The organism is Anaerolineae bacterium (genome assembly GCA_016931895.1).
Lineage (GTDB): Bacteria > Chloroflexota > Anaerolineae > 4572-78 > J111 > JAFGNV01.
The window spans coordinates 1-19,017 of record JAFGDY010000022.1 but is presented as its reverse complement, the minus strand read 5'-3'; the positions used below and the strand labels follow the sequence as shown (position 1 = coordinate 19,017).

Below are 19,017 nucleotides of genomic sequence, written 5' to 3'. Positions count from 1 at the left end.
TGGGGGTCTATCTGGTTCATTTTTGCCCCATTTTACCATGCAGGAGTGACTTTTACTCAATCCTTATCCCGAACTCAGGTTATTATTGAATTCTCATCCTGCCCCTGCTAAAATGATAGGGTAAGGAGAAAAGAGGGGTCAATGTGCGCTGAACTGGAAAGAAGGTTGATTTGTGATGCGCCGACCCAAATTATTAATTTATCCCCTGCTCATTTTTTTGGTGGCCGGCCCGGCCTGTAACTTAACTTCTCGCCTGGCCTCACGGGCTGCTGAGTTCAAACAGCCCACCGTCACGCCGGCCCACCGCCTGGTATTTTTACCCGCTCCTCTACCTCCGGCCATAGAGACCCTTCAGCCAACGTCTGAAAATACCGCCTTTGCAGTCTTGCCCACAAGCACGCCGGTTCCAGAAATTCTGCCAACCTTACCGGCTGCCTCTGCCGGAGAGGCTAACCCCGTTTTGGGTGTTGAAGCAACGGCTGAAGCCGGATTGCCTCCGGCGGATAACCTACCTCTCCAGGAACCAAATGCTGCTGAAACGGCCCATGATCCCTCGCCCGTTTTCACTTACGTGCCCCCACCGCCTGCTTATTCTTTATCCCTCAACAATCCGGTCAAAACCGGGCCAACGGCCAGCCACACCCGCACCCCCACGGCTGCCCCCAAAAGCCTGGTAGCCGAACTATTGAGCGTACTTGACGAACCGACGCCGACGCGCACGCGCCTGCCAACCTTAACGCCTACCCCTACGTCTACGGCTACGCCCACCGGCACGCCCACCCCTACCGATACGGCTACGCCCACCCTCACCCCCACCCCCACCGATACCGCTACGCCCACCGGCACGCCCACCCCTACCAACACCCTCTCTCCCACGCCCACCCCTACGGCTACGCCGCTCCCCCCGCCAACAGCAACCCCGCTCCCCACCCAGACTCCCCTACCGGAATACGATTTTATGGTGGCGGAATTTTTCAATAGTCCCACCACAAATTCATTTCTGGTGATCTATGTGGCCATTGTTGACGCCAACGAGATCCCCATCGGGGGCATGAAAATCGTTGGCACCCGCTTGGATCACCACCTGAGCTACGAAAGCCCCCTTTCAACATGGCACTACGAAGGCTACAGCGCCCCGGGCCAGAGTGTCAAAACCGGCAATTTAAAATTTGAACCGCCCGGCGGCATTGAAACTACGTCCTGGCTTTTGCATTTGGCCGATGCTAACGGCGCCCGCCAATCCGCCGATATTCCTTTTGACACGGATGAGAACAACAGGCAGTGGTACTTTATCAAGTTAAAACGTAAATTCTGAGAACATCCCCGGCCTACCCGGCCAAAGATGTAAAAGTAAAAAATCCCCGGAGAGTATCCAGGGATTTTTTGTCACTTTGTTGATTTGAGATAAATACGAGGCCGCTCGACTATTGGCCGTTCCACTTCTTAAGCACCACGCAGGCGTTTTGCCCGCCAAAACCAAACCCGTTAACTATCGCCACATTTACTTGAGCCTGGCGAGGTTGGTTGGGCACATAATCCAGGTCGCAGGCCGGGTCGGGGGTGTCCAGATTGATGGTGGGGGGAATAAAGCCGGTGTGCATGGCTTTCACCGCCGCAATCGCCGAAATAGCCCCGGCAGCGCCCAAGGTATGGGCCGTCATACTCTTAATTGAGCTAATGGCCACCTTGTTTGCCGCTTCTTCGCCCAGGGCTATTTTAATGGCCCTGGTTTCGGTGACATCATTCATGGGGGTGCCGGTGCCGTGCGCGGCCACATAATCCACCTCGTGCGGCTCAATGCGGCCATCTAACAAAGCGTTGCGCATGGCCCGGGCCGAGCTGGAGCCATCCTCGCGGGGAGAAGAAATGTGGTAGGCGTCGCTGGTCAGGGCGTAGCCTTTGACCTCGGCCAAAATTCTTGCCCCTCGCGCCTGGGCGTGTTCAAGCGATTCTAAAACCATCACTCCCGCGCCCTCACCTACCACCGTGCCATCACGATTGGCGTCAAAAGGCGTGATGGCCCGCTGGGGCGTATCGTTACGGCGAGACAGCGCCGTCAGGCGGCCAAAGGCGCTCACGGTGAGCGGGGTAATGGCGCTTTCCGTACCGCCCACCAACATCACGTCGGCGTCGCCCCATACAATCCGCCGCATCCCTTCACCAATGCCGGAGATGCCGGTGGCGCAAGCCGTTACCGAGGCGTTGACCGGGCCGCGAATATTATAATGAATAGCCACAAAACAACCGGGCATATTGATCAACAAAGCCGGAATAGCGGCAGGGTTGACCCGTTTAGCGCCCTGCGCTTCCAAAACCAACCGCTGCGATTCAACCACATCGGCGCCGCCAATAGCGCTGCCAATCTCAATCCCCACCCGGGTGGGGTCTTCCAAACTAAAATCCAGGCCGGCCGTGGCCACAGCTTGTTGAGCCGCGGCCACGGCAAAATGCAGAAACGGCGCCATCCGGCGGGCGTCGCGTTTGTCCATGTAAGCAAGCGGATTAAAATCTTTAACAAAGGCGGCAATAGTGCAAGGAAAATCGGTGGTGTCAAATCGGGTGATCGGCTCTACCCCGCACTCACCCTTCATCATTGCCTGCCAGCTTGACTCAACATCATTACCCACCGGGCTAACCATGCCCATACCGGTGACGACAACGCGCCGCCGGATATCATTGTCACTAAACATCATTAATTATTTGCTCCCGAATGAATGTGAATGCGCAGCAATTCTAAACGCTTTTTAATTATAAGCAAAAACAACAAGTGAACGAAAATAGAAACCCCTGACTCGCCAAAATGTTACGCTTTATGCATCTAATTGACAAGGCCAACCGATAAGGGTACAATCGAAGACAGTTCTTGGGTTTTGGGATTTTAACCAAATTGAAAGGACAAATGGGGATGTTAAAATTAACGCCTCGCCAGCAAACGTTTTTGGATAAGTTGTTTGAGCTATATCGTGAAAAAGGGCCGGTCCATTATTCTGTAGTGGCGAAAGATTTGGGCGTCAACAAATTCTCCGCCTATGATATGCTCAAGGTGTTAGAAGAAAAAGGTGTTGCGGCTTCTGATTACATCTTAAACGACGAGCAGGCCGGGCCGGGACGTTCGCAGGTAGTGTTTTATCCCACCCATAAAGCCGCTCGCTTTTTAACCCAATTGCGGGATGAAATGCGCAACAACGACTGGCAAGGGGTTAAAGAGCGCATCCTGCACCGGCTGGAAGAAACCCGCCAGAGTAACCCGGTTGACGCCTTGCGTGAAGCGATTTCTCGGCTGCCCGATGCCAAAACGCCCTTGAACTACTGCGCCGAGATGATTTCTGTGCTCATTCTCAATGTGGAACGCCTGAGAGACCATAATCTGCGGCCCATCCTGGATACAGTGAGTACCAAGGGCCAGATAGGATTGGGCGCTTTGGCCGGTTTGAGCCTGGCTTCTACCCTGAGCAATGATGATGCCGATGATACCAGCTTAACCGACAAACTACTCACCCACACCAAACGCTTTCAAACGCAACTTTCTGAAATGAGCGACGAAAGTATCACCAAACTTTCCGCCTTTCTCAACGATGCCATGAGTGTGATGCGCCGTGCTTCAACCTGATCCCCACTATACCTATGCTCAGGATTATTACGGATTCCACCTGTTACCTTCCCCCTGAATTTATTAGCAAACATAAAATCTCAGTGGTGCCGCTCAAGGTGCAGGTTGGTTCTGAAACTTACCACGAGACAGGCCTTAGCCAGTATGCTTTTTATCAACAACTCATCACCGCCAACACTTTTCCCACCACCTCCCAACCTGCTGTAACCGAGTTCAAAAATGCTTACCAGGAAATTTTTAGCCGCAACGCAACCGCCAAAATTTTGGTTTTAAGCGTTAGCAGTAAATTGAGCGGAACCTACAATTCTGCCTTCACCGCCGCTTTACAATTGCCCCAAGCCGATATTACCGTGTTCGACAGTCGTTCTGCGGCCATGGGCTTGGGCTTGATGGTTATGGCCGCCGCCCAAATGGCGGCTGATAACCGGGGTATCAGCGAGATTATGGCTCGCCTGGAGCAAATGCGGCAAGAGATAGCCATTGTGTTATATGTTGACACGCTGGAGTATCTCAAACGGGGGGGACGCATTGGCGCGGCGGCGGCTTTTGTAGGCACGCTCCTTGATGCCAAACCCATCCTGGCCCTGGTGGATGGCCAGGTGCAGCCCCTGGGCCGGGTGCGGACAAAAAAAAAGCCATCCAACGTTTGTTTGCCGAGCTTGAACAAAAACTGGTTCAGCCCAAACAATTGGTTCAGGCCGGCGTGATGCACGTAGCCGCCAAAGCTGAAGCGGAAGAATTGGGCCGGATGATGCGCGACCACTTTAACGTGAGTTACTTTTTTATTTCTGAACTTGGCCCGGTAATTGGGGCGCACCTGGGGCCGGGGGCTTTGGGCGTAGGCTTTTGCCCGGAACCGGCCCAGGCCGATCCAGGGTAAGGAAACGTAATGACCCTTGAACTTGACGAAGCAACCCTCATTGAACAAGCCAAAACAGACCCGGAAGCTTTTGGCCAGCTTTACGAGTTGCACGTTGAAAAAATCTACAACTACATCTATTATCGCGTGGGCAATCGCCACGAGGCGGAAGATTTAACGGCCAAAGTTTTTTATCGCGCCCTCAACCATATCCCTCGCTATAAAAATAACGGCGCTCCATTTGCGGCCTGGCTTTACCGGATTGCGCACAACCTGGTGGCTAACTGGCACCGCGACCACAGCCGCCGCCAGATAGTGGCCCTGGAAAATGTCAAACTGGCCGGGGAGGGTCAGGAAAATCCATACCATGCCGCCGAACGGACCAATGAGCGCGAGCTTTTATTGGCCGCCATTCAAGAACTGCCGCCGGAGCGCCAACAACTTTTAACCCTCAAGTTCATTCAAAAAATGTCAAATGCCGAAATTGGTCAAGTGATGGGCCGCAGCGAAGGAGCTATCAAATCGCTCTATCATCGCACCTTGACTTCTCTAAAAAAACTGCTGGCCGAACACGAAAATTTGGTAAAGGAGCTGCAAACAGACGAGCCATGATCAAGATTGTCACCGATACAACCTGCGACATGCCCGGCGAATGGTTCAGCCAATATCAAATCACCACCATCCCCATGAATATTCAGTTTGGGCTGGAAACGTTTCGGGAGGGAGTCACCATCACCCGCGATACGTTCTACCGGCGGATAGACGCGGAAGGAAACTTGCCGACCACGTCGCAGCCTTCGGTAGGCGAGTTCATTGAATTGTATGAAACCCTGGCCGCCGACGGCAACGAAATCCTCTCTATCCACCTGACCAGTAAACTGAGCGGCACCTGGCAATCGGCCTTTATGGCGGCCAGGCAACTACAAGGCAAAATAAAGGTGACGGTGGTTGATAGCCTGACCGGCTCGCCGGGGTTGGGTTTTATGGTGCGAGAAGCGGCGCAATTGAGCGCAGCCGGTTGGACGGCAGCGCAGATTGTGCCCCACCTTGAAGCGCGCCGCGCCCAGATAAATGTGTTTATTATGCTCAAAGATTTACGCTACGCCCGGATGAGCGGGCGGGTGGGCCGCCTGCGGGAGACCATTGCCTCGCTGCTGGATATTAAACCCATTGTGGGGGTGGAGGAGGGCAATCTGGTGCCCATAGACCGGGTGAGAACGCAGAAAAACGGCTTTCAGCGCATGCTGATGATGGCCCAGGCCCAGCTAGGCCAAACGCCCGTGCACGTGGGTATGGTCCACGCCATGGCCCAGGCCGAGGCCGAAGCACTGTTGGCCCAAGTTGAAAGTCGCCTCAATTGCCGGGATACCTTTGTCACCAACATAGCCCTCTCACTGGCGGTTCATTTTGGCCCGGGCACGGTTGGCTTTGCCACTTATCCGGCAGAGGAGATGTAGCGGTCACCTGTAATTCTGCGCAACGCTTAACCAGGGGAGTTTATCAATGAATAAAAAACAACTCAAAGACATTTTGGCCACCCACGCCGACGAATTATTGCACGGCCACCATCCTAAGGCCGACGATTATCCTGAGCTTTCTTTGGCAGATAAACATGAATTGGCCCCTTTGTTAGACGTAGCCGAACGAGTTCAGTCCACTTTAAGACCCATCAGGCCGCCGCGCCGTTTTGAAAGCAAGCTCAAAAAGGAGTTGCTCACCACCGCTCACCTGCACCAAACCCAGGGATATGTTCCGCCTAATCCTGGGCGGGATTTATTGGTTTTGGCCGCCATCATTGGCTTTTTTGTTTCCCTGGCCGGCGTATTGTTGGCCTGGCGGTTGCGCCGCCGCTGGGCGCAACCGCTTATCCCGGCTCAACAGTAAACGAGGTTTTTAGTTCTGTTTTATTTTGCAAAGTCTGGCCGACAATGCAGTATTTGTCTCGGGACAATTCGATGGCGCGGGCTACGGCCTGGGGGTCAACGTTGTTGCCTTTTACAATAAAGGTCAGTTCGATGGTGTGGAACGGTTTGGGGTATTCGTCGGGCTGATGCCCTGTAACCTGCACCTCAACCCCGGTCACAGCCTGCCGTTTTTTTTGCAACACGCTTACCACGTCCATACCCATACAACCGGCGGCGCCCAAAAGCAGCATTTGAGTGGGTGAAACATTTTCACCCCCCATCTGAATTTGGTTGCCCTTGCTGTCGGTGCCAACGTAATGCAAAGCCTTGCCGGTCCAACTGGCCGATACATTGATGGTGCCCATTGTATTCTCCTGTCGCGTTTTGGTTTAAAAATGGGTAAATGATGCTACAGATTGTAATTTGAATGGGGCGGTTGTCAAAAAAAAAATGGTCAATTACACCTGGCCGCGCCCGCCAACCCTTTAATTTGTCTACTGGTTTCAATTAGTTTGACATATTTATCACAACTGCATATAATCACCAGCAAGTAAATATAGAACCTTCGGGGCAGGGTGAGCGCCGGCAAAGCGGCGCAATTCCCGACCGGCGGTGAGGGGGCATTTCCCCAAGCCCGCGAGTTGGCCAGAGGCCGGCAGATCCGGTGTAAGTCCGGAGCCGACGGTATAGTCCGGATGGGAGAAGGTAACTCCACAACAGCTTCACCTGCGTTTTACAGGGCAGGAAAAACGCGAGCTAAGGCTGATTGTGAAAAAATGTTCCGCTGCCAGGCGTTTCCCCCGAAGGCTTTTGAGCCTTCGGTTTTTTTATTGAGTTGATGGGAAAACGCCCGCGCCGGTCGCGTTTTTATGCCCCGCAGTCTCTGGATAGACCGGGGTATTTTATTTTAAGGGAGTTTGGCTATGCAAGAAATTGCGCGTTTACACCAACATTCCAACGCAGAGATAACGCCCAAAACATTCGATTGGAAATTGGGCCGGTTGCGCTGGCGGCAAGTTCATTTTGAGGTTTTGCTGGTGCCGGTGGCGCTTACCTTTTTTGTGCTTTTGTGGGAAGGCCTTATCCGGCTGGGCCATTATCCCACCTTTATCTTGCCTGCGCCCGGCAAGGTGTTAACCACGTTTGGCCGCGCCTTGACGGACGGGACGCTCTGGCATCACGCCCAGGCCACCCTCTCCGAGGTCTTTACCGGCCTGGCTTTGGGCCTGATGGTGGCTACAATTTTGGGCTATTTTTTGGCCCGCAACTCGGTGATTGAGCGGCTCCTGGCCCCCTACATTGTGGCTTTACAATCGGTGCCGGTGGTGGCCATTGCGCCGCTGCTGGTGATCTGGTTTGGCTCCGGGCGTTTGAGCAAAATATTGGTCTGCGCCCTGATTGTCTTTTTCCCGATGCTGGTTAATACCATTGTAGGGATTCGCTCGGTGGATGAAGAGTTGCGCGATTTGATGCGCTCCCTGCGGGCCAGCAAATGGCAAACGTTTTACATGCTCGACGTGCCGGCGGCGCTGCCCGTTCTTTTTGGCGGATTAAAAGTGGGGGTGACGCTCTCGGTGATTGGGGCCGTGGTGGGCGAATTTGTGGGGGCGGACCGGGGCCTGGGTTTTTTGATTAACCAGGCGCGAGGACTTTTTAACACCCCCCTGGTGTTTGTGGCCATTTTCTCTCTGGTAGCCATTGCCCTCATTCTTTACGGGCTGGTAACTTTACTGGAAACCTGGCTGCTGCGGTGGCGCAGGTCATAAAAATTTTAGGAGGATTCAGGATTTCACCTATGAAAAAATCACTTTTCTTTTTAACCATTCTTGCTGCCTTACTGCCTGCTTGCGCCGCAGGCAGAGACAATACGCCGGCGGCAGAACTTGCCGGCCCAACCAGTGGAACGGCTGTCCAGACCCCACTTGCGTTGGAACATATTGATCTGGGGGTCGGTTTTATTCCCAATGTCCAGTTTGCGCCGTTGTACGTGGCCCAGGCCAAAGGCTTTTACGCCAACGAGGGACTGGACGTGGCCCTGGAATACGGCTATGAAAACGACTTTGTGGCCCTCACCGCGCAGGGCGAACGCCAATTTGCCGTAGCCAGCGGCGACCAGGTAATATTGGCCCGCGCTCAGGGATTGCCGGTGGTTTACGTGATGAAGTGGTACCAGCGTTTCCCGGTGGCGGTGGCCGCTTTGGCTGAAACCGGCCTGGATGCGCCGGAAAAGTTGAGCGGCCATTCGGTGGGGATTCCGGGCTTGTTTGGGGCCAGTTACGTGGCCTGGGAGGCCCTGGTGTACGCCACCGGCCTGGACAAAGCGACCATTAATTTGGAAGAGATTGGTTTTACCCAGGCCGAAGCCATCAGCCAGAAAAAAGTGGATGCGGCCGTGGTGTATCTGACCAATGAGCCGGTGCAGTTAAAGCAGCTTGGCCTGGAGGTTAACGTGATTGAGGTTTCCGATTACATAGACCTGGTCTCCAACGGTCTCATCACCAACGAGACGGTTATCCGCGAGAACCCTGACCTGGTACGGCGTTTGGTGCGGGCCACCCTGCGCGGCCTGGAATACACCATCGCCCATCCCGATGAGGCGTTTGACCTGGCCCGCCAGGCCGTGCCGGAAATTACCGACGAAGATGCGCCCGCCCAACGCGCCGTGCTCAATGCTTCCCTTGAGTTGTGGCGGAGCGACCAACCCGGTTTATCCGACCTGGCCGCCTGGGCGGAGTCAGCCGAGTTTATGCTGGCCACCGGGCTAATTGAGTCGCCGGTTGAGGTGGAGACGTTGTACACCAACGAATTTGTGGGGGAATAGTCAATTGTTGTAGGAACAATGTTTTTGATCAATGCCGGATTCAATCCTACAGGCAGTTCATCTCTATAAACAATACACCACGCGGCAGGGCTATCTCTCAGCGATTGAGGACGTTTCCTTTGAGGTTGCGCCAGGCGAGTTTTTGTGCGTTGTCGGCCCCTCTGGCTGCGGCAAAAGCACCTTGTTACGTCTTTTGGCCGGCTTGCTTGAGCCTGATCGCGGCGAGGTTTTTTTACATGGTCGGTTGATGCAGGGACCTTGCCCAGAGATAGGCTTTGTTTTTCAACAGGCCAATCTGATGCCCTGGCGCACAGTTTTTGACAACGTGCTGCTGCCCATGCAGGTGCAGCACGTTGGGCCTGCTGAGGCCAAACAACGAGTCACCCAGGCCCTGGAATTGGTAGGTTTATTGGAGTTTGCCGATAACTATCCCCACGAGTTATCGGGGGGGATGGCCCAGCGGGTGGCTATTGCCCGCGCCCTCACCTATGAACCGGAAATTTTGCTGCTCGACGAGCCGTTTGGCGCGCTGGATGCCCTGACCCGGGAGTATCTTAACCAGGAATTGATGCGGGTGTGGGAAATCAGCCACAAAACGGTGGTGATGGTAACGCACAATATCCGCGAAGCGGTTTTTTTGGCCGACCGGGTGCTGGTGCTCAGCCGGCGACCGGGGCGAGTGGCCAAAGTGATTCCCATTACCCTACCCCGGCCCCGGCCAGAGGCCATAGTTTATGGCGATACGTTTGGCGCGCTGGCTTACGCCGTACGCCAGGCCATCCGGTAGAGTTTTTAAGTTTGCCGGGGCGTTCCTGCCTTCCGGTCATCAAGCTAAGGCAAACGCTTAGCCCATCACAAACCCGTCCCTGGCCGGATCGTAATAGCCCATCAATCGCCGCCGCAAATAATACACCCAGCCGTGCAGTTCCAGCCGGTTGGCCTCCAGCGCGGCTAACACAAAAGGATAGGTTTGCGCGTGGCGCAATTGCAGCACCACGTTTTGTTCCACAACGGCGCGATGCCGGCCCCAGGCGTTCAAGCCTTCAACCGGAACCCCCTGCTGCGCCGGGCGGGCAAATTCCAGCCAGTTGACCAAAGCGGGTTCGGCCTCGGCGTCAAGCTCAGCCTCAAGGCTTTTGATCCCGCCACAATCGGTGTGGCCGCAGATAGCCAGGTGGGGTACCCGCAAATGACGCACCGCATATTCCAACACCGCCGTGATGCCCATATCGCTATGCTCGTAAGGGGGGATGATGTTGGCAATGTTGCGCAGCATAAACAAGTCGCCGGGTTGAGCGCCCAGCAATTGTTCCGGCGACACCCTGGAATCGGAACAGCCAACAACCAACGCCTGGGGCGACTGGCCCTCTTTAGCCAACGCTTCCAGCAAGGCGGCCTGTTTTTCAAAAAAGTCACGCCGCATTGGCACGGATTCTTTTAATAGGTTGTCTGACATTTCATCTCCTGACTTGAGAAGTTAAGTTGATTCTCTTTCTCCACCTACAAACATCCTCGCTGGATGTTGATCAAATCAATCAACAGCGCGTACCCCGTTTCCACCCGGCCCGCGCCGGCGCCAACCAAGGTGACCGGCCCGGCCAGGTCGCATACATAAGTAACGGCGTTCATTGCGCCCATCACCCCGGCCAGGGGGTCGGACCACGGGACCTGCTCTGGTCCCACGCTGGCCTCTATCCGGTCGCCTTCTTTTTTAATGCGGCCAATCAACTTCCAGCGTTTGCCTGCCGCTTTGGCCGTCATGATGTCGCGTATGGTCAGGTGTTCAATACCCCGGCACACAACGTCCTCCTGGCGGAGCGGCATATTCATAATCACGTTAGCCAAGATAACCAGCTTACCCCGCGCGTCATAGCCGGCCACGTCGGCCGTGGGATCGGCTTCGGCGTAACCCAGCCGCTGGGCCTGGGCAAGAGCTTCGGCGTATTCCATTTCTTCTTCCATTTGAGTCAAAATGAAATTGGTGGTGCCGTTAAAAATGCCGCGAATTTCGCTGATCTGGTTTCCGACCAGGGCCGTCAGCGGCATTCGCAGGGCGGGCGTGCCGCTGAGCACCGTGCCTTCAAACCCCCAGCGCGCGCCGTTTGCCTCGGCCAGGGCGGATAATTCGGCGTAGGCCAGGGCCACCGGGCCTTTGTTGCTCATGACCACGTTTTTGCCACAGGCAAAGGCCGCCCGGCAGTGGTCAATGGCCGGCTGGCCTGTTTTAATGTCGGTGTAACTGACCTCAACAATGGTGTCGGCGTTGCTCCGGCTGATAGTTTTCAGGCTGTCCCAGTCTCGTTCCAGGCCAGGCCGGTGGGGATAAGCGTCTAACCGGCCGGTGCTTTGCGCCACCTCCAGTAATTTGGCCACATCCAGGCCGTCGGGATGGTAAACCGCTCCTTTTAACAGGTCAGATACGGCCACAATTTGGGCGTCAAAATCAAGCGTGTCCCGCAAGGTATCAGCTTTGTCTCGCAGAATTTCGGCCAGGCCCTGCCCAACCACGCCAAAGCCGATAAGGGCCAATTTGTGGGTCATAAGTAATCTCCAAAATGATTTGCGGCATGGTAATGCACCACCGCAAAAACGGCAAACAAAGCCGTCTTTTCTAAAAAACGGCTTTGGATTTTAACCCGGTTATGTTACAATAAGCGAATGAACCACCAAAAAACGCCGGCAAATGCGCCTGAGGTTTCTGACAATTATCCCCCCGCCACCTGGCGGCTGCTTGTCACCGCGCCGCTGGATGGGGCCACCAACATGGCCGTTGACGAGGCCATTCTTTACGCCCTGGCCGAGGGGCAAGGGCTGCCGACCCTTCGTTTTTTTCAGTGGGAACCGCCCTGCCTCAGCCTGGGCTACAATCAACACTGGCGCGACGTGAACGAGGCCACCTGCCAACGGTTGGGTTACACCTGGACCCGGCGGCCCACCGGCGGCAAGGCCATCCTCCACACCGACGAGGTCACTTACAGCCTCATCATTCCCCAGGCCGACCCACGCATCCAGGGCGGCATTATTGAATCCTACCGCGTGCTGAGTTTGGGTTTGTTATGCGGGCTGGAAAAGTTGGGTATACAGGCGGAACAAGCCGCCAGAGATGAGGTCCGCGCCCAACGAAAAGCCATTCGGGCCGGCGGCGGGCCGGTTTGTTTTGATACGCCTTCTCATTACGAAATCACCTGGGGCGGCAAAAAACTCATCGGCAGCGCCCAACTGCGACGCAAACAAATTGTGTTGCAACACGGCACCCTACCCCTCCACGGCAATTTGAACCGTATTTTAAATGCGCTGGCCCTTTCGGACGAGGAGTATGCCCAACAGTCCCGCTTACTGCCCCAACGGGCCACCACCCTGGAACGGGTTCTGGATAAAACGCTCTCTTTTGAAGAAGTGGTCGCGGCCCTGGCCGAAGGTTTTGCCGAACAACTGAACTTGACCCTGGCCGAAATGCCCTTGACCGACCGGGAGCAAGCCCTGGCCAACCGGCTGCGGGCCGAGCAGTATGCAAATGACGCATGGAACAAAAGAATTTAAAAAACAGGGAGCAAAAAATGGTCATTGGCGTTTGTACCCTTGAACTCAGTATTCCGGCGGCCGCCTCGCTCAAGGATAAGCGAGGGGTGGTGAAAAGCATGGCCGCCCGGCTGCGCCATGAATTCAACGTGGCCGTGGCCGAGGTAGGCCATCTCGACTCGCGGCAGGCGGTGGTGGTGGCCGCAGTGACCGTATCCAGCAACAGAGATTACGTTCACGGCCTGCTAACGCGCGTGGCCCTGTGGGTTGAGCGCGCCCGGCTGGATTGTGAATTGGTGGATTATGAAATTGAATTGATTTAAGGAGTGATCGCGTGGATACTTTTGACCAATATATTGAACAACACCAAGATGAATTTATCACCGAACTAAAGTCATTCTGCGCCCAGCCCAGCATCTCCGCCACCGGCGAAGGGATGGCCGAGATGGCTCAGATGACCAGGGAAAAGATGGTGGAGTTGGGTGCCGACGTTCAAATGCTGGAAATTGCCCCGGACGAGCCGCCCGTGGTTTACGCCACTTTGGGGCAAGGAGAAAAAACGCTGCTTATCTATAATCATTACGACGTGCAGCCGGTAGACCCGCTGGATTTATGGCACTCGCCGCCGTTTGAGCCAACGCTGCGCAACGGCCGGTTATACGCCCGCGGCGCGGCAGACAACAAGGGGCACATTATGTACCGGGCGCAGGCCATCCGGGCCTGGCAGGAAACCACAGGCCCTTTGCCACTCAAAATTATCTGGTTCATTGAAGGAGAAGAAGAGACCGGCAGCCCCCACCTGGAGCCGTTTTGCCTGGCCCGGCCCCACCTGCTCCGGGCCGACGGCTGCCTGTGGGAAACGGGCCACGTAGATGAAGCCCACCGGCCGGTGCTGAGCCTGGGGGCAAAGGGGTTACTATACGTTGAATTGAGCGTGCAGAGTTTAAGCGGCGACCAACACTCGGCTTATGGAACCATTGCCCCCAATGCGGCCTGGCGGCTCAACTGGGCCTTAAGCAGCCTCAAAGCGCCCGACGAAACAATTTTGATTGACGGGCTGATGGATCACGTTATCCCGCCCACCGAAACCGACCTGGCCCTGCTCAAGGCCATCCCCTTTGAAGAAACAGCCCAATTGGCCCGCATGGGCATTAAAAATTGGATTGGCGGGGTTTCCGGTTTTGAGGCTCTCAAGCGCCACCTTTTCCAACCCACCTGCACCATTTGCGGCCTTGAAGCCGGTTATACCGGGCCGGGATCAAAAACCGTGCTGCCGGCCAGGGCCAAAGCCAAAGTTGGCTTCCGGCTGGTGCCCAATCTGACCCCCCAAGTTGTGGCCGACTTACTGCGCAAACATTTGGATAAACACGGTTTTGCCGATATTCAATTTGACATTCTGAGCGCAGAACATCCCGGCAAAACCGACCCGCAGGCCGAGGTGGTACAGGCGGCCATTGCCGCGGCCCGGGAGGTGTACCGGGGACATGAGCCGGTGGTTTACCCTTTGATCGCCGGCACCGGCCCGGTTTGGCCGGTAGCTGTGGCCCACGGCACGCCCCTGGTCAGTTTTGGCACTTCATATCCAGATTCAAACACGCATGCGCCCAACGAAAACATTCGCCTGGCAGATTATTTCCAGGCGATACGGATGATGAGACAATTTATAATTAACTTTGGGCAGGTCAATCTCTAATTTTTTATTTTCTTTCAATCTTCGTCGGCAGGTACGCCGGGCAGGGTAAACATAAACGTGCAGCCCTGGCCGGGCACGCCCTCACTCTCTACGCCAACCTGCCCGCCCAACTTTTCAACAATGCGGCGCACAATTGACAGGCCCAGGCCATATCCCTGGGCGCGAACCTGGTTGAGTTGGGTAAATTCCGTAAACAACCATTTCTGCTCCTCTGGTTTAAGGCCAGGGCCGTTGTCTTGCACCCAAAAACTAACCATGCCATCTTCCTGGATTGTTGCGCCCAGTTTTACGCAGGGGGCTTCGCCGCTGTATTTAACTGCGTTGCTAACATAATTAACCCATACCTCCTCAACCCACGGGCCGTGCCCCAAGGCCAACGGCCACTGTTCAGGCACAATCATCTCGGCCTGCTTTTCCTTGATCAAATGCCTTAACCGTTCCATCGCCTCAGCCACAATACCGGCCATAAACAATGGCGCCACCTCAACCTCTGTATCACGCACTTGAGCCAGTAACAACAACTCATCAATGATATTTTGCATCTTGTGCCCGCTCTGACCAATTATCTGCAAGGCGCTTTTTATTTCTTCCTCCGACAATTTGGCATAGCCGTCTATCAAAAACTGCGACAGGCCGAGCATTGGATTCAAGGGACTTTTGAGATCGTGGGCCACCGTGTGCGCAAAAGCGTTTAATTCTTCATTACGCGCCTGTAATTCCCTGGTATATTGATATAATTCCGCCACCAGCCGGGCGTTGTCAAGGGCAATGGCAGCGGGGGCCACCAGGGTTTCCACCAAAGCCAGGTCATCGGCGTCAAAATCGCCATTCAATTTGTTAACCAATTCCAGCACCCCTATCACCGCATCGCGCACCCGCAGCGGCGCAGCCAGCACCGAGACTGTATGAAACCCTATTTGTTGGTCAATTTCCGGGCAAAAACGAGGGTCATTCTGGGCGCACAGGATAATAACACTCTGTCCATGTTGGGCCGACCATCCGGCAATGCCCTGTCCCAATCGCAGGGGTCGGTCAACCAACAAACGCGCATGATCCCCCCGCACGGCAGCCCGGCAAATCAACCCGTCTCCTGTCTCATCCCGCAACCAAACCGAACTACCTTCTGTGCCAATGGTTTCGCCAACGGCTTCCAATAACAAAGCCATAATTTCCTGCAAATCCAACGTGGCAGCAAATCTCTGGCCCACCAGGTTAAACAGGGTCAGATACCGGTTGGCTTGCTCCAGGGCCTCTACGACCTGTTGTTTTTCCTGAATGAGCCGCTGCTGGGCCAACACCTGCTCAATCACCGAAGGCAGTAAATCAAAATAACCGCCTTCCACATCTTTAACAATATAGTCGCCGGCGCCCAGTTTCATAGCCTCAATGGCAATCCGTTCGTTGCCTGTGCCGGTAATCATAATGGTGGGCGGCAAGGGCCCGCTGGCGGCCAACATCCGAATCACCTCAAGTCCATCATGGCCGGGCATTTTCTGGTCAACGGCCACTACGTCGTAACGGCCCGCCTGGTACATGGCCAGGCCCTTTACCCCATCGTGGGCCAGATCAACAATATAACCGGCTCGCTCCAACTTTTTTTGCAGCAGGCGGGCCAAACCAACATCATCTTCCATATAAAGAATACGAATGGACTCAGATTCCGACATCACATTTATTCTCCATCAGGCACTGTAACCACGGATAAAAAAAGTCCAATTTTGCGAATGGCCTGGGAAAATTGAACATAATCCACCGGCTTGGTCACATAAACGTTACAGCCCAAATCATAACACTTTGACACCTCGTGCGCATCATCCGTAGTAGTCAAAATAACCACCGGGATTCGTTTGGTCTGGGTATCTTGTTTCATCCGTTGCAGCACCTGGTAGCCATTGAGGCCGGGCAGATTGAGATCAAGCAACACCAACAGCGGTGAAGCACGCCCGCCGCGGTCATCCGGTTTAAAAAGATACTCTATAGCCTGTTCACCACTATTGAGCATGATAATTTTATTGCTGATATTTGAGCGCCGCAGGTTTTTCTCAATCAAACGCGCGTGACCGGGATCATCCTCCACCAGGAGAATGGTGACTGCCTCCTTATTAAACATGATCATCTCCTTCGATTATTTGATCTGGAATAGCAAAACTGAAGGTAGTCCCTTCGCCTAACCGAGACTCGCACCAAATACGTCCCCCATGGCGCCGAACGAGCGTCCGCACATAAGCCAGGCCCATCCCTTCACCGGGCGCTTCCGACGAGCCTGCTCGCCGGAAAAGCTCAAAGATTCTCGACATATCATCTTCGGCAATGCCGCGCCCGTTGTCGCGGATGTGAAAAATTGTTTCTTGATGCTGATGCTCACCCGAAACCCCTATTTCACCCGGCCGGTTAGGCATAAGATAAGTGACGGCGTTCATCAGGATATTGCCCAGTATTTGCTCCATGGAGGTCCGGTCGGCCACAACGCCGGGCAACGGATTGACGATGACCCGGGCCTGGCGCTGCTCAATTTGGTGGGCCAAGGTGGCCAGGGTTGTTTCAACCAGAACGTTCATATCCAATGGCTCCAAAAGCAGCTCGCGGCGTTCCAGGCGGGACAACTTTAAGATAGCGGCGATGAAGTCGTTCATCCGGTTGACAGAGGAATTAATAAAACCCAAAGCTTCAGGCACATCCTCTTCAAGCGCCGTTTTTATGGCTTGCTGCTGTTTCTGGTTCAGGTGAGGCCATACGGATTTGACGGCGGCGTGAATGGTCTCCAGGGCCAAACCAAGTTCGCCGGCAAAACCCTTGATATTCACCAACGGCGCCCGCAGGTCGTGCGAAACCATATAAGTAAATAGTTTCAGCTCTTCATTGGCTGCCTCTAAATCAGCCGTGCGCTCTTTAACGCGGGCATCGAGTTTATCATGGGCTTCCTGAAGGGCCTTTTGCGCCCGCTTTTGTTCAATGGCCGTGGCCAACAAATTGGCTACAGATTGGAGAAAATTAATATCGTCCTGGGTAAAAACACGGCTTTTGGTAGTGTGAATACCTAAAACGCCAAACGGCCAGGCCTCGCCATCAATAATAACACTCATGCCGCTCACAATGTCATAGTGCAATAGCGACAACTCGCTGAAACGGGTATCGGTGTGTAGGTTCTCCACAATCACCGGCTCGCTGGAAAAAAGGGTATAACCAAGCTGAGAGTCGGGGCGGGCATCTACCGTGGCCTGGCCAATCAATCTGGGCGGCCAGCCGATGCCCGCGCGTAGAAGCATGGCATCACGATCTGGCAGAAGTTCCAAAATCTGACAATAGTCTACCTTGAGGGTTGTGGCAACACGGGCGGTGGTTTCATCCAGTAAGGTAGGCAGATCAATACCGGCCAAAATACGTTGGCCCAGGTCGGCCACCACTGCCTGCTGGTAGGCGCGCTCCCTGAGTTCCGCCTCTACTCGCTGACGTTTAGTTTCTACTTTTTCTAATGCTGCAACTTGATTTTGTAAATTCTCCAGGTTACCCTTGAGCTGCTTTTTCTTTTTTTGCTTGTCGCTCATGCTATCTTCATCGTTCCAGGGTTGTTCAGGACAAAAACATTAATCACGAGTGTAACACAACTTCAGAATTGGGGCAATGTAATTATATCCTTTTATCCATTTTCAGGTTTGACATATCCGAACATTTGTGCTAAAATAATTGAACTTTACCAGAACAAACGTTTTATTCTGAACGGAGGTATCAAACTGTGGCCAATCAAGAAAACAACGGTAAACAAAAAGCCCTGGAAATTGCCCTGGGCGATTTAAGAAAACGATTTGGGGAAGGCGCCATTATGCGCCTGGGGGAGCGCAATGAACTGCACATTGACACAATCCCCACCGGCTGTCTCTCTTTGGATATTGCCCTGGGTATTGGCGGTTTACCCCGGGGCCGGGTGGTAGAAATTTACGGGCCGGAAAGTTCCGGCAAAACAACCTTGTGCCAGCACGTTATTGCCGAGGCCCAAAAAAAAGGGGGCGTGGCCGCTTTTGTAGACATTGAGCATGCCCTGGACCCCACTTACGCCGAGAGATGCGGGGTTAAGATTGAAGACCTGTACGTTTCCCAGCCAGATACCGGCGAACAGGCCCTGGAAATCACCGAAGCCCTGGTTCGCTCCGGGGCGGTAGATGTGGTAGTGGTTGACAGTGTGGCCGCCCTGGTGCCCCGCGCCGAAATTGAAGGCGAAATGGGCGACGCCCACGTGGGCTTGCAGGCCCGGTTAATGAGCCAGGCCCTGCGGAAATTGTCCGGCACGGTTAAACAGAGCAATTGTTTGCTCATTTTCACCAACCAGCTACGCCAAAAAATTGGGGTGATGTTTGGCAACCCGGAAACCACCACCGGCGGGATGGCCCTGCGTTTTTACGCTTCGGTACGAGTTGACATTCGCCGGATTCAGGCCATCAAAGACAGCGGAGAAGTCATCGGCAATCGCACCAAAGTGACCATCAAAAAGAACAAGGTGGCGCCGCCCTTCCGCACCTGCGAATTTGATATTATGTACAACCAAGGCATCTCCAAATCCGGCGATATTCTGGACATTGCCACCGAAGAAGGCATTGTTGACAAGCGCGGCGCGTT

At 54.5% G+C, this 19,017-nt stretch carries 20 protein-coding genes, 1 pseudogene and 1 riboswitch; of the genes and pseudogenes, 14 read left to right on the top strand and 7 right to left on the bottom strand.

Features of this window, described 5'->3' with window-relative positions; all coding sequences use genetic code 11:
* Positions 1-703 precede the first annotated feature (703 nt).
* Positions 704-946: pseudogene (locus JW953_02035) on the top strand (hypothetical protein).
* A 478-nt stretch (positions 947-1,424) separates the two neighbouring features.
* Here the strand turns inward: JW953_02035 and fabF are convergent.
* The gene (gene fabF, locus JW953_02030; protein MBN1991453.1) at positions 1,425-2,672 is read right to left on the bottom strand and encodes a beta-ketoacyl-ACP synthase II; all 1,248 of its coding nucleotides are present in this window, start codon (positions 2,670-2,672) and stop codon (positions 1,425-1,427) included.
* A 233-nt stretch (positions 2,673-2,905) separates the two neighbouring features.
* Between fabF and JW953_02025 the strand changes: the two genes are divergently transcribed.
* The 6 genes from JW953_02025 to JW953_02000 are packed head-to-tail and all read left to right on the top strand — an operon-like array spanning position 2,906 to position 6,353.
* Positions 2,906-3,610 carry a hypothetical protein gene (locus JW953_02025; GenBank protein ID MBN1991452.1) on the top strand — a complete coding sequence of 235 codons (705 nt, stop codon included), beginning with the start codon at positions 2,906-2,908 and terminating at the stop codon, positions 3,608-3,610.
* Positions 3,611-3,624: 14 nt separating this feature from the next.
* The gene (locus tag JW953_02020) at positions 3,625-4,317 is read left to right on the top strand and encodes a DegV family protein (protein MBN1991451.1); all 693 of its coding nucleotides are present in this window, start codon (positions 3,625-3,627) and stop codon (positions 4,315-4,317) included.
* Positions 4,257-4,490: a DegV family protein gene (locus JW953_02015; protein MBN1991450.1), complete on the top strand. Its 234-nt coding sequence runs from the start codon at positions 4,257-4,259 to the stop codon at positions 4,488-4,490. Before JW953_02020 ends, JW953_02015 begins: the two co-directional genes overlap by 61 nt.
* Positions 4,491-4,499: 9 nt before the next feature.
* Positions 4,500-5,081 carry a sigma-70 family RNA polymerase sigma factor gene (locus tag JW953_02010; protein MBN1991449.1) on the top strand — a complete coding sequence of 194 codons (582 nt, stop codon included), beginning with the start codon at positions 4,500-4,502 and terminating at the stop codon, positions 5,079-5,081.
* Positions 5,078-5,926 carry a DegV family protein gene (locus JW953_02005; protein MBN1991448.1) on the top strand — a complete coding sequence of 283 codons (849 nt, stop codon included), beginning with the start codon at positions 5,078-5,080 and terminating at the stop codon, positions 5,924-5,926. Before JW953_02010 ends, JW953_02005 begins: the two co-directional genes overlap by 4 nt.
* A 46-nt stretch (positions 5,927-5,972) precedes the next feature.
* Positions 5,973-6,353: a hypothetical protein gene (locus JW953_02000; GenBank protein MBN1991447.1), complete on the top strand. Its 381-nt coding sequence runs from the start codon at positions 5,973-5,975 to the stop codon at positions 6,351-6,353.
* Here JW953_02000 and JW953_01995 read toward each other — a convergent pair.
* Positions 6,334-6,738 (bottom strand): OsmC family protein, encoded by a 405-nt coding sequence (locus tag JW953_01995; GenBank protein ID MBN1991446.1) that lies wholly within the window; start codon positions 6,736-6,738, stop codon positions 6,334-6,336. The genes JW953_02000 and JW953_01995 overlap by 20 nt on opposite strands.
* 192 nt (positions 6,739-6,930) lie before the next feature.
* A riboswitch (FMN riboswitch) is annotated at positions 6,931-7,084 on the top strand.
* Positions 7,085-7,296: 212 nt separating this feature from the next.
* Here JW953_01995 and JW953_01990 point away from each other — a divergent pair.
* The 3 genes from JW953_01990 to JW953_01980 are packed head-to-tail and all read left to right on the top strand — an operon-like array spanning position 7,297 to position 9,981.
* Complete coding sequence (locus JW953_01990) at positions 7,297-8,139, top strand: ABC transporter permease (GenBank protein MBN1991445.1); 843 nt, start codon at positions 7,297-7,299, stop codon at positions 8,137-8,139.
* Positions 8,140-8,168: 29 nt separating this feature from the next.
* On the top strand, positions 8,169-9,194 hold the full coding sequence (locus tag JW953_01985; protein MBN1991444.1) for an ABC transporter substrate-binding protein: 1,026 nt from the start codon (positions 8,169-8,171) through the stop codon (positions 9,192-9,194).
* Between the two features lie 31 nt (positions 9,195-9,225).
* Entirely contained in the window at positions 9,226-9,981 is a 756-nt protein-coding gene (locus JW953_01980) for an ABC transporter ATP-binding protein (GenBank protein ID MBN1991443.1), read from the top strand.
* A 57-nt stretch (positions 9,982-10,038) separates the two neighbouring features.
* Here the strand turns inward: JW953_01980 and JW953_01975 are convergent, their stop codons facing one another.
* Together JW953_01975 and JW953_01970 are read right to left on the bottom strand one after the other, a co-directional pair.
* A complete protein-coding gene (locus JW953_01975; GenBank protein ID MBN1991442.1) occupies positions 10,039-10,650 on the bottom strand; it encodes a carbonic anhydrase in 612 nt (203 codons plus the stop codon).
* A gap of 44 nt (positions 10,651-10,694) precedes the next feature.
* Positions 10,695-11,735, bottom strand: a complete 1,041-nt coding sequence (locus tag JW953_01970; protein ID MBN1991441.1) for a homoserine dehydrogenase — start codon at positions 11,733-11,735, stop codon at positions 10,695-10,697.
* A gap of 117 nt (positions 11,736-11,852) precedes the next feature.
* Between JW953_01970 and JW953_01965 the strand changes: the two genes are divergently transcribed.
* Genes JW953_01965 through JW953_01955 form a run of 3 tightly spaced genes read left to right on the top strand, consistent with a single transcriptional unit; the run spans position 11,853 to position 14,406 of the window.
* Positions 11,853-12,734: a lipoate--protein ligase family protein gene (locus tag JW953_01965; protein ID MBN1991440.1), complete on the top strand. Its 882-nt coding sequence runs from the start codon at positions 11,853-11,855 to the stop codon at positions 12,732-12,734.
* Positions 12,735-12,751: 17 nt separating this feature from the next.
* Complete coding sequence (locus tag JW953_01960; GenBank protein ID MBN1991439.1) at positions 12,752-13,036, top strand: DUF503 domain-containing protein; 285 nt, start codon at positions 12,752-12,754, stop codon at positions 13,034-13,036.
* 11 nt (positions 13,037-13,047) lie between these two features.
* A complete protein-coding gene (locus tag JW953_01955) occupies positions 13,048-14,406 on the top strand; it encodes a M20/M25/M40 family metallo-hydrolase (GenBank protein MBN1991438.1) in 1,359 nt (452 codons plus the stop codon).
* 14 nt (positions 14,407-14,420) lie between these two features.
* Here the strand turns inward: JW953_01955 and JW953_01950 are convergent, their stop codons facing one another.
* Genes JW953_01950 through JW953_01940 form a run of 3 tightly spaced genes read right to left on the bottom strand, consistent with a single transcriptional unit; the run spans position 14,421 to position 17,951 of the window.
* Positions 14,421-16,073 (bottom strand): response regulator, encoded by a 1,653-nt coding sequence (locus JW953_01950; GenBank protein ID MBN1991437.1) that lies wholly within the window; start codon positions 16,071-16,073, stop codon positions 14,421-14,423.
* Between the two features lie 5 nt (positions 16,074-16,078).
* Complete coding sequence (locus JW953_01945; protein MBN1991436.1) at positions 16,079-16,516, bottom strand: response regulator; 438 nt, start codon at positions 16,514-16,516, stop codon at positions 16,079-16,081.
* The gene (locus tag JW953_01940) at positions 16,509-17,951 is read right to left on the bottom strand and encodes a GAF domain-containing protein (GenBank protein ID MBN1991435.1); all 1,443 of its coding nucleotides are present in this window, start codon (positions 17,949-17,951) and stop codon (positions 16,509-16,511) included. The genes JW953_01945 and JW953_01940 overlap by 8 nt, the downstream gene beginning before the upstream one ends.
* A gap of 188 nt (positions 17,952-18,139) precedes the next feature.
* Between JW953_01940 and recA the strand changes: the two genes are divergently transcribed.
* Positions 18,140-19,017 (top strand): recombinase RecA (gene recA / locus JW953_01935; protein ID MBN1991434.1); only part of this gene is annotated, 878 nt, incomplete at its 3' end.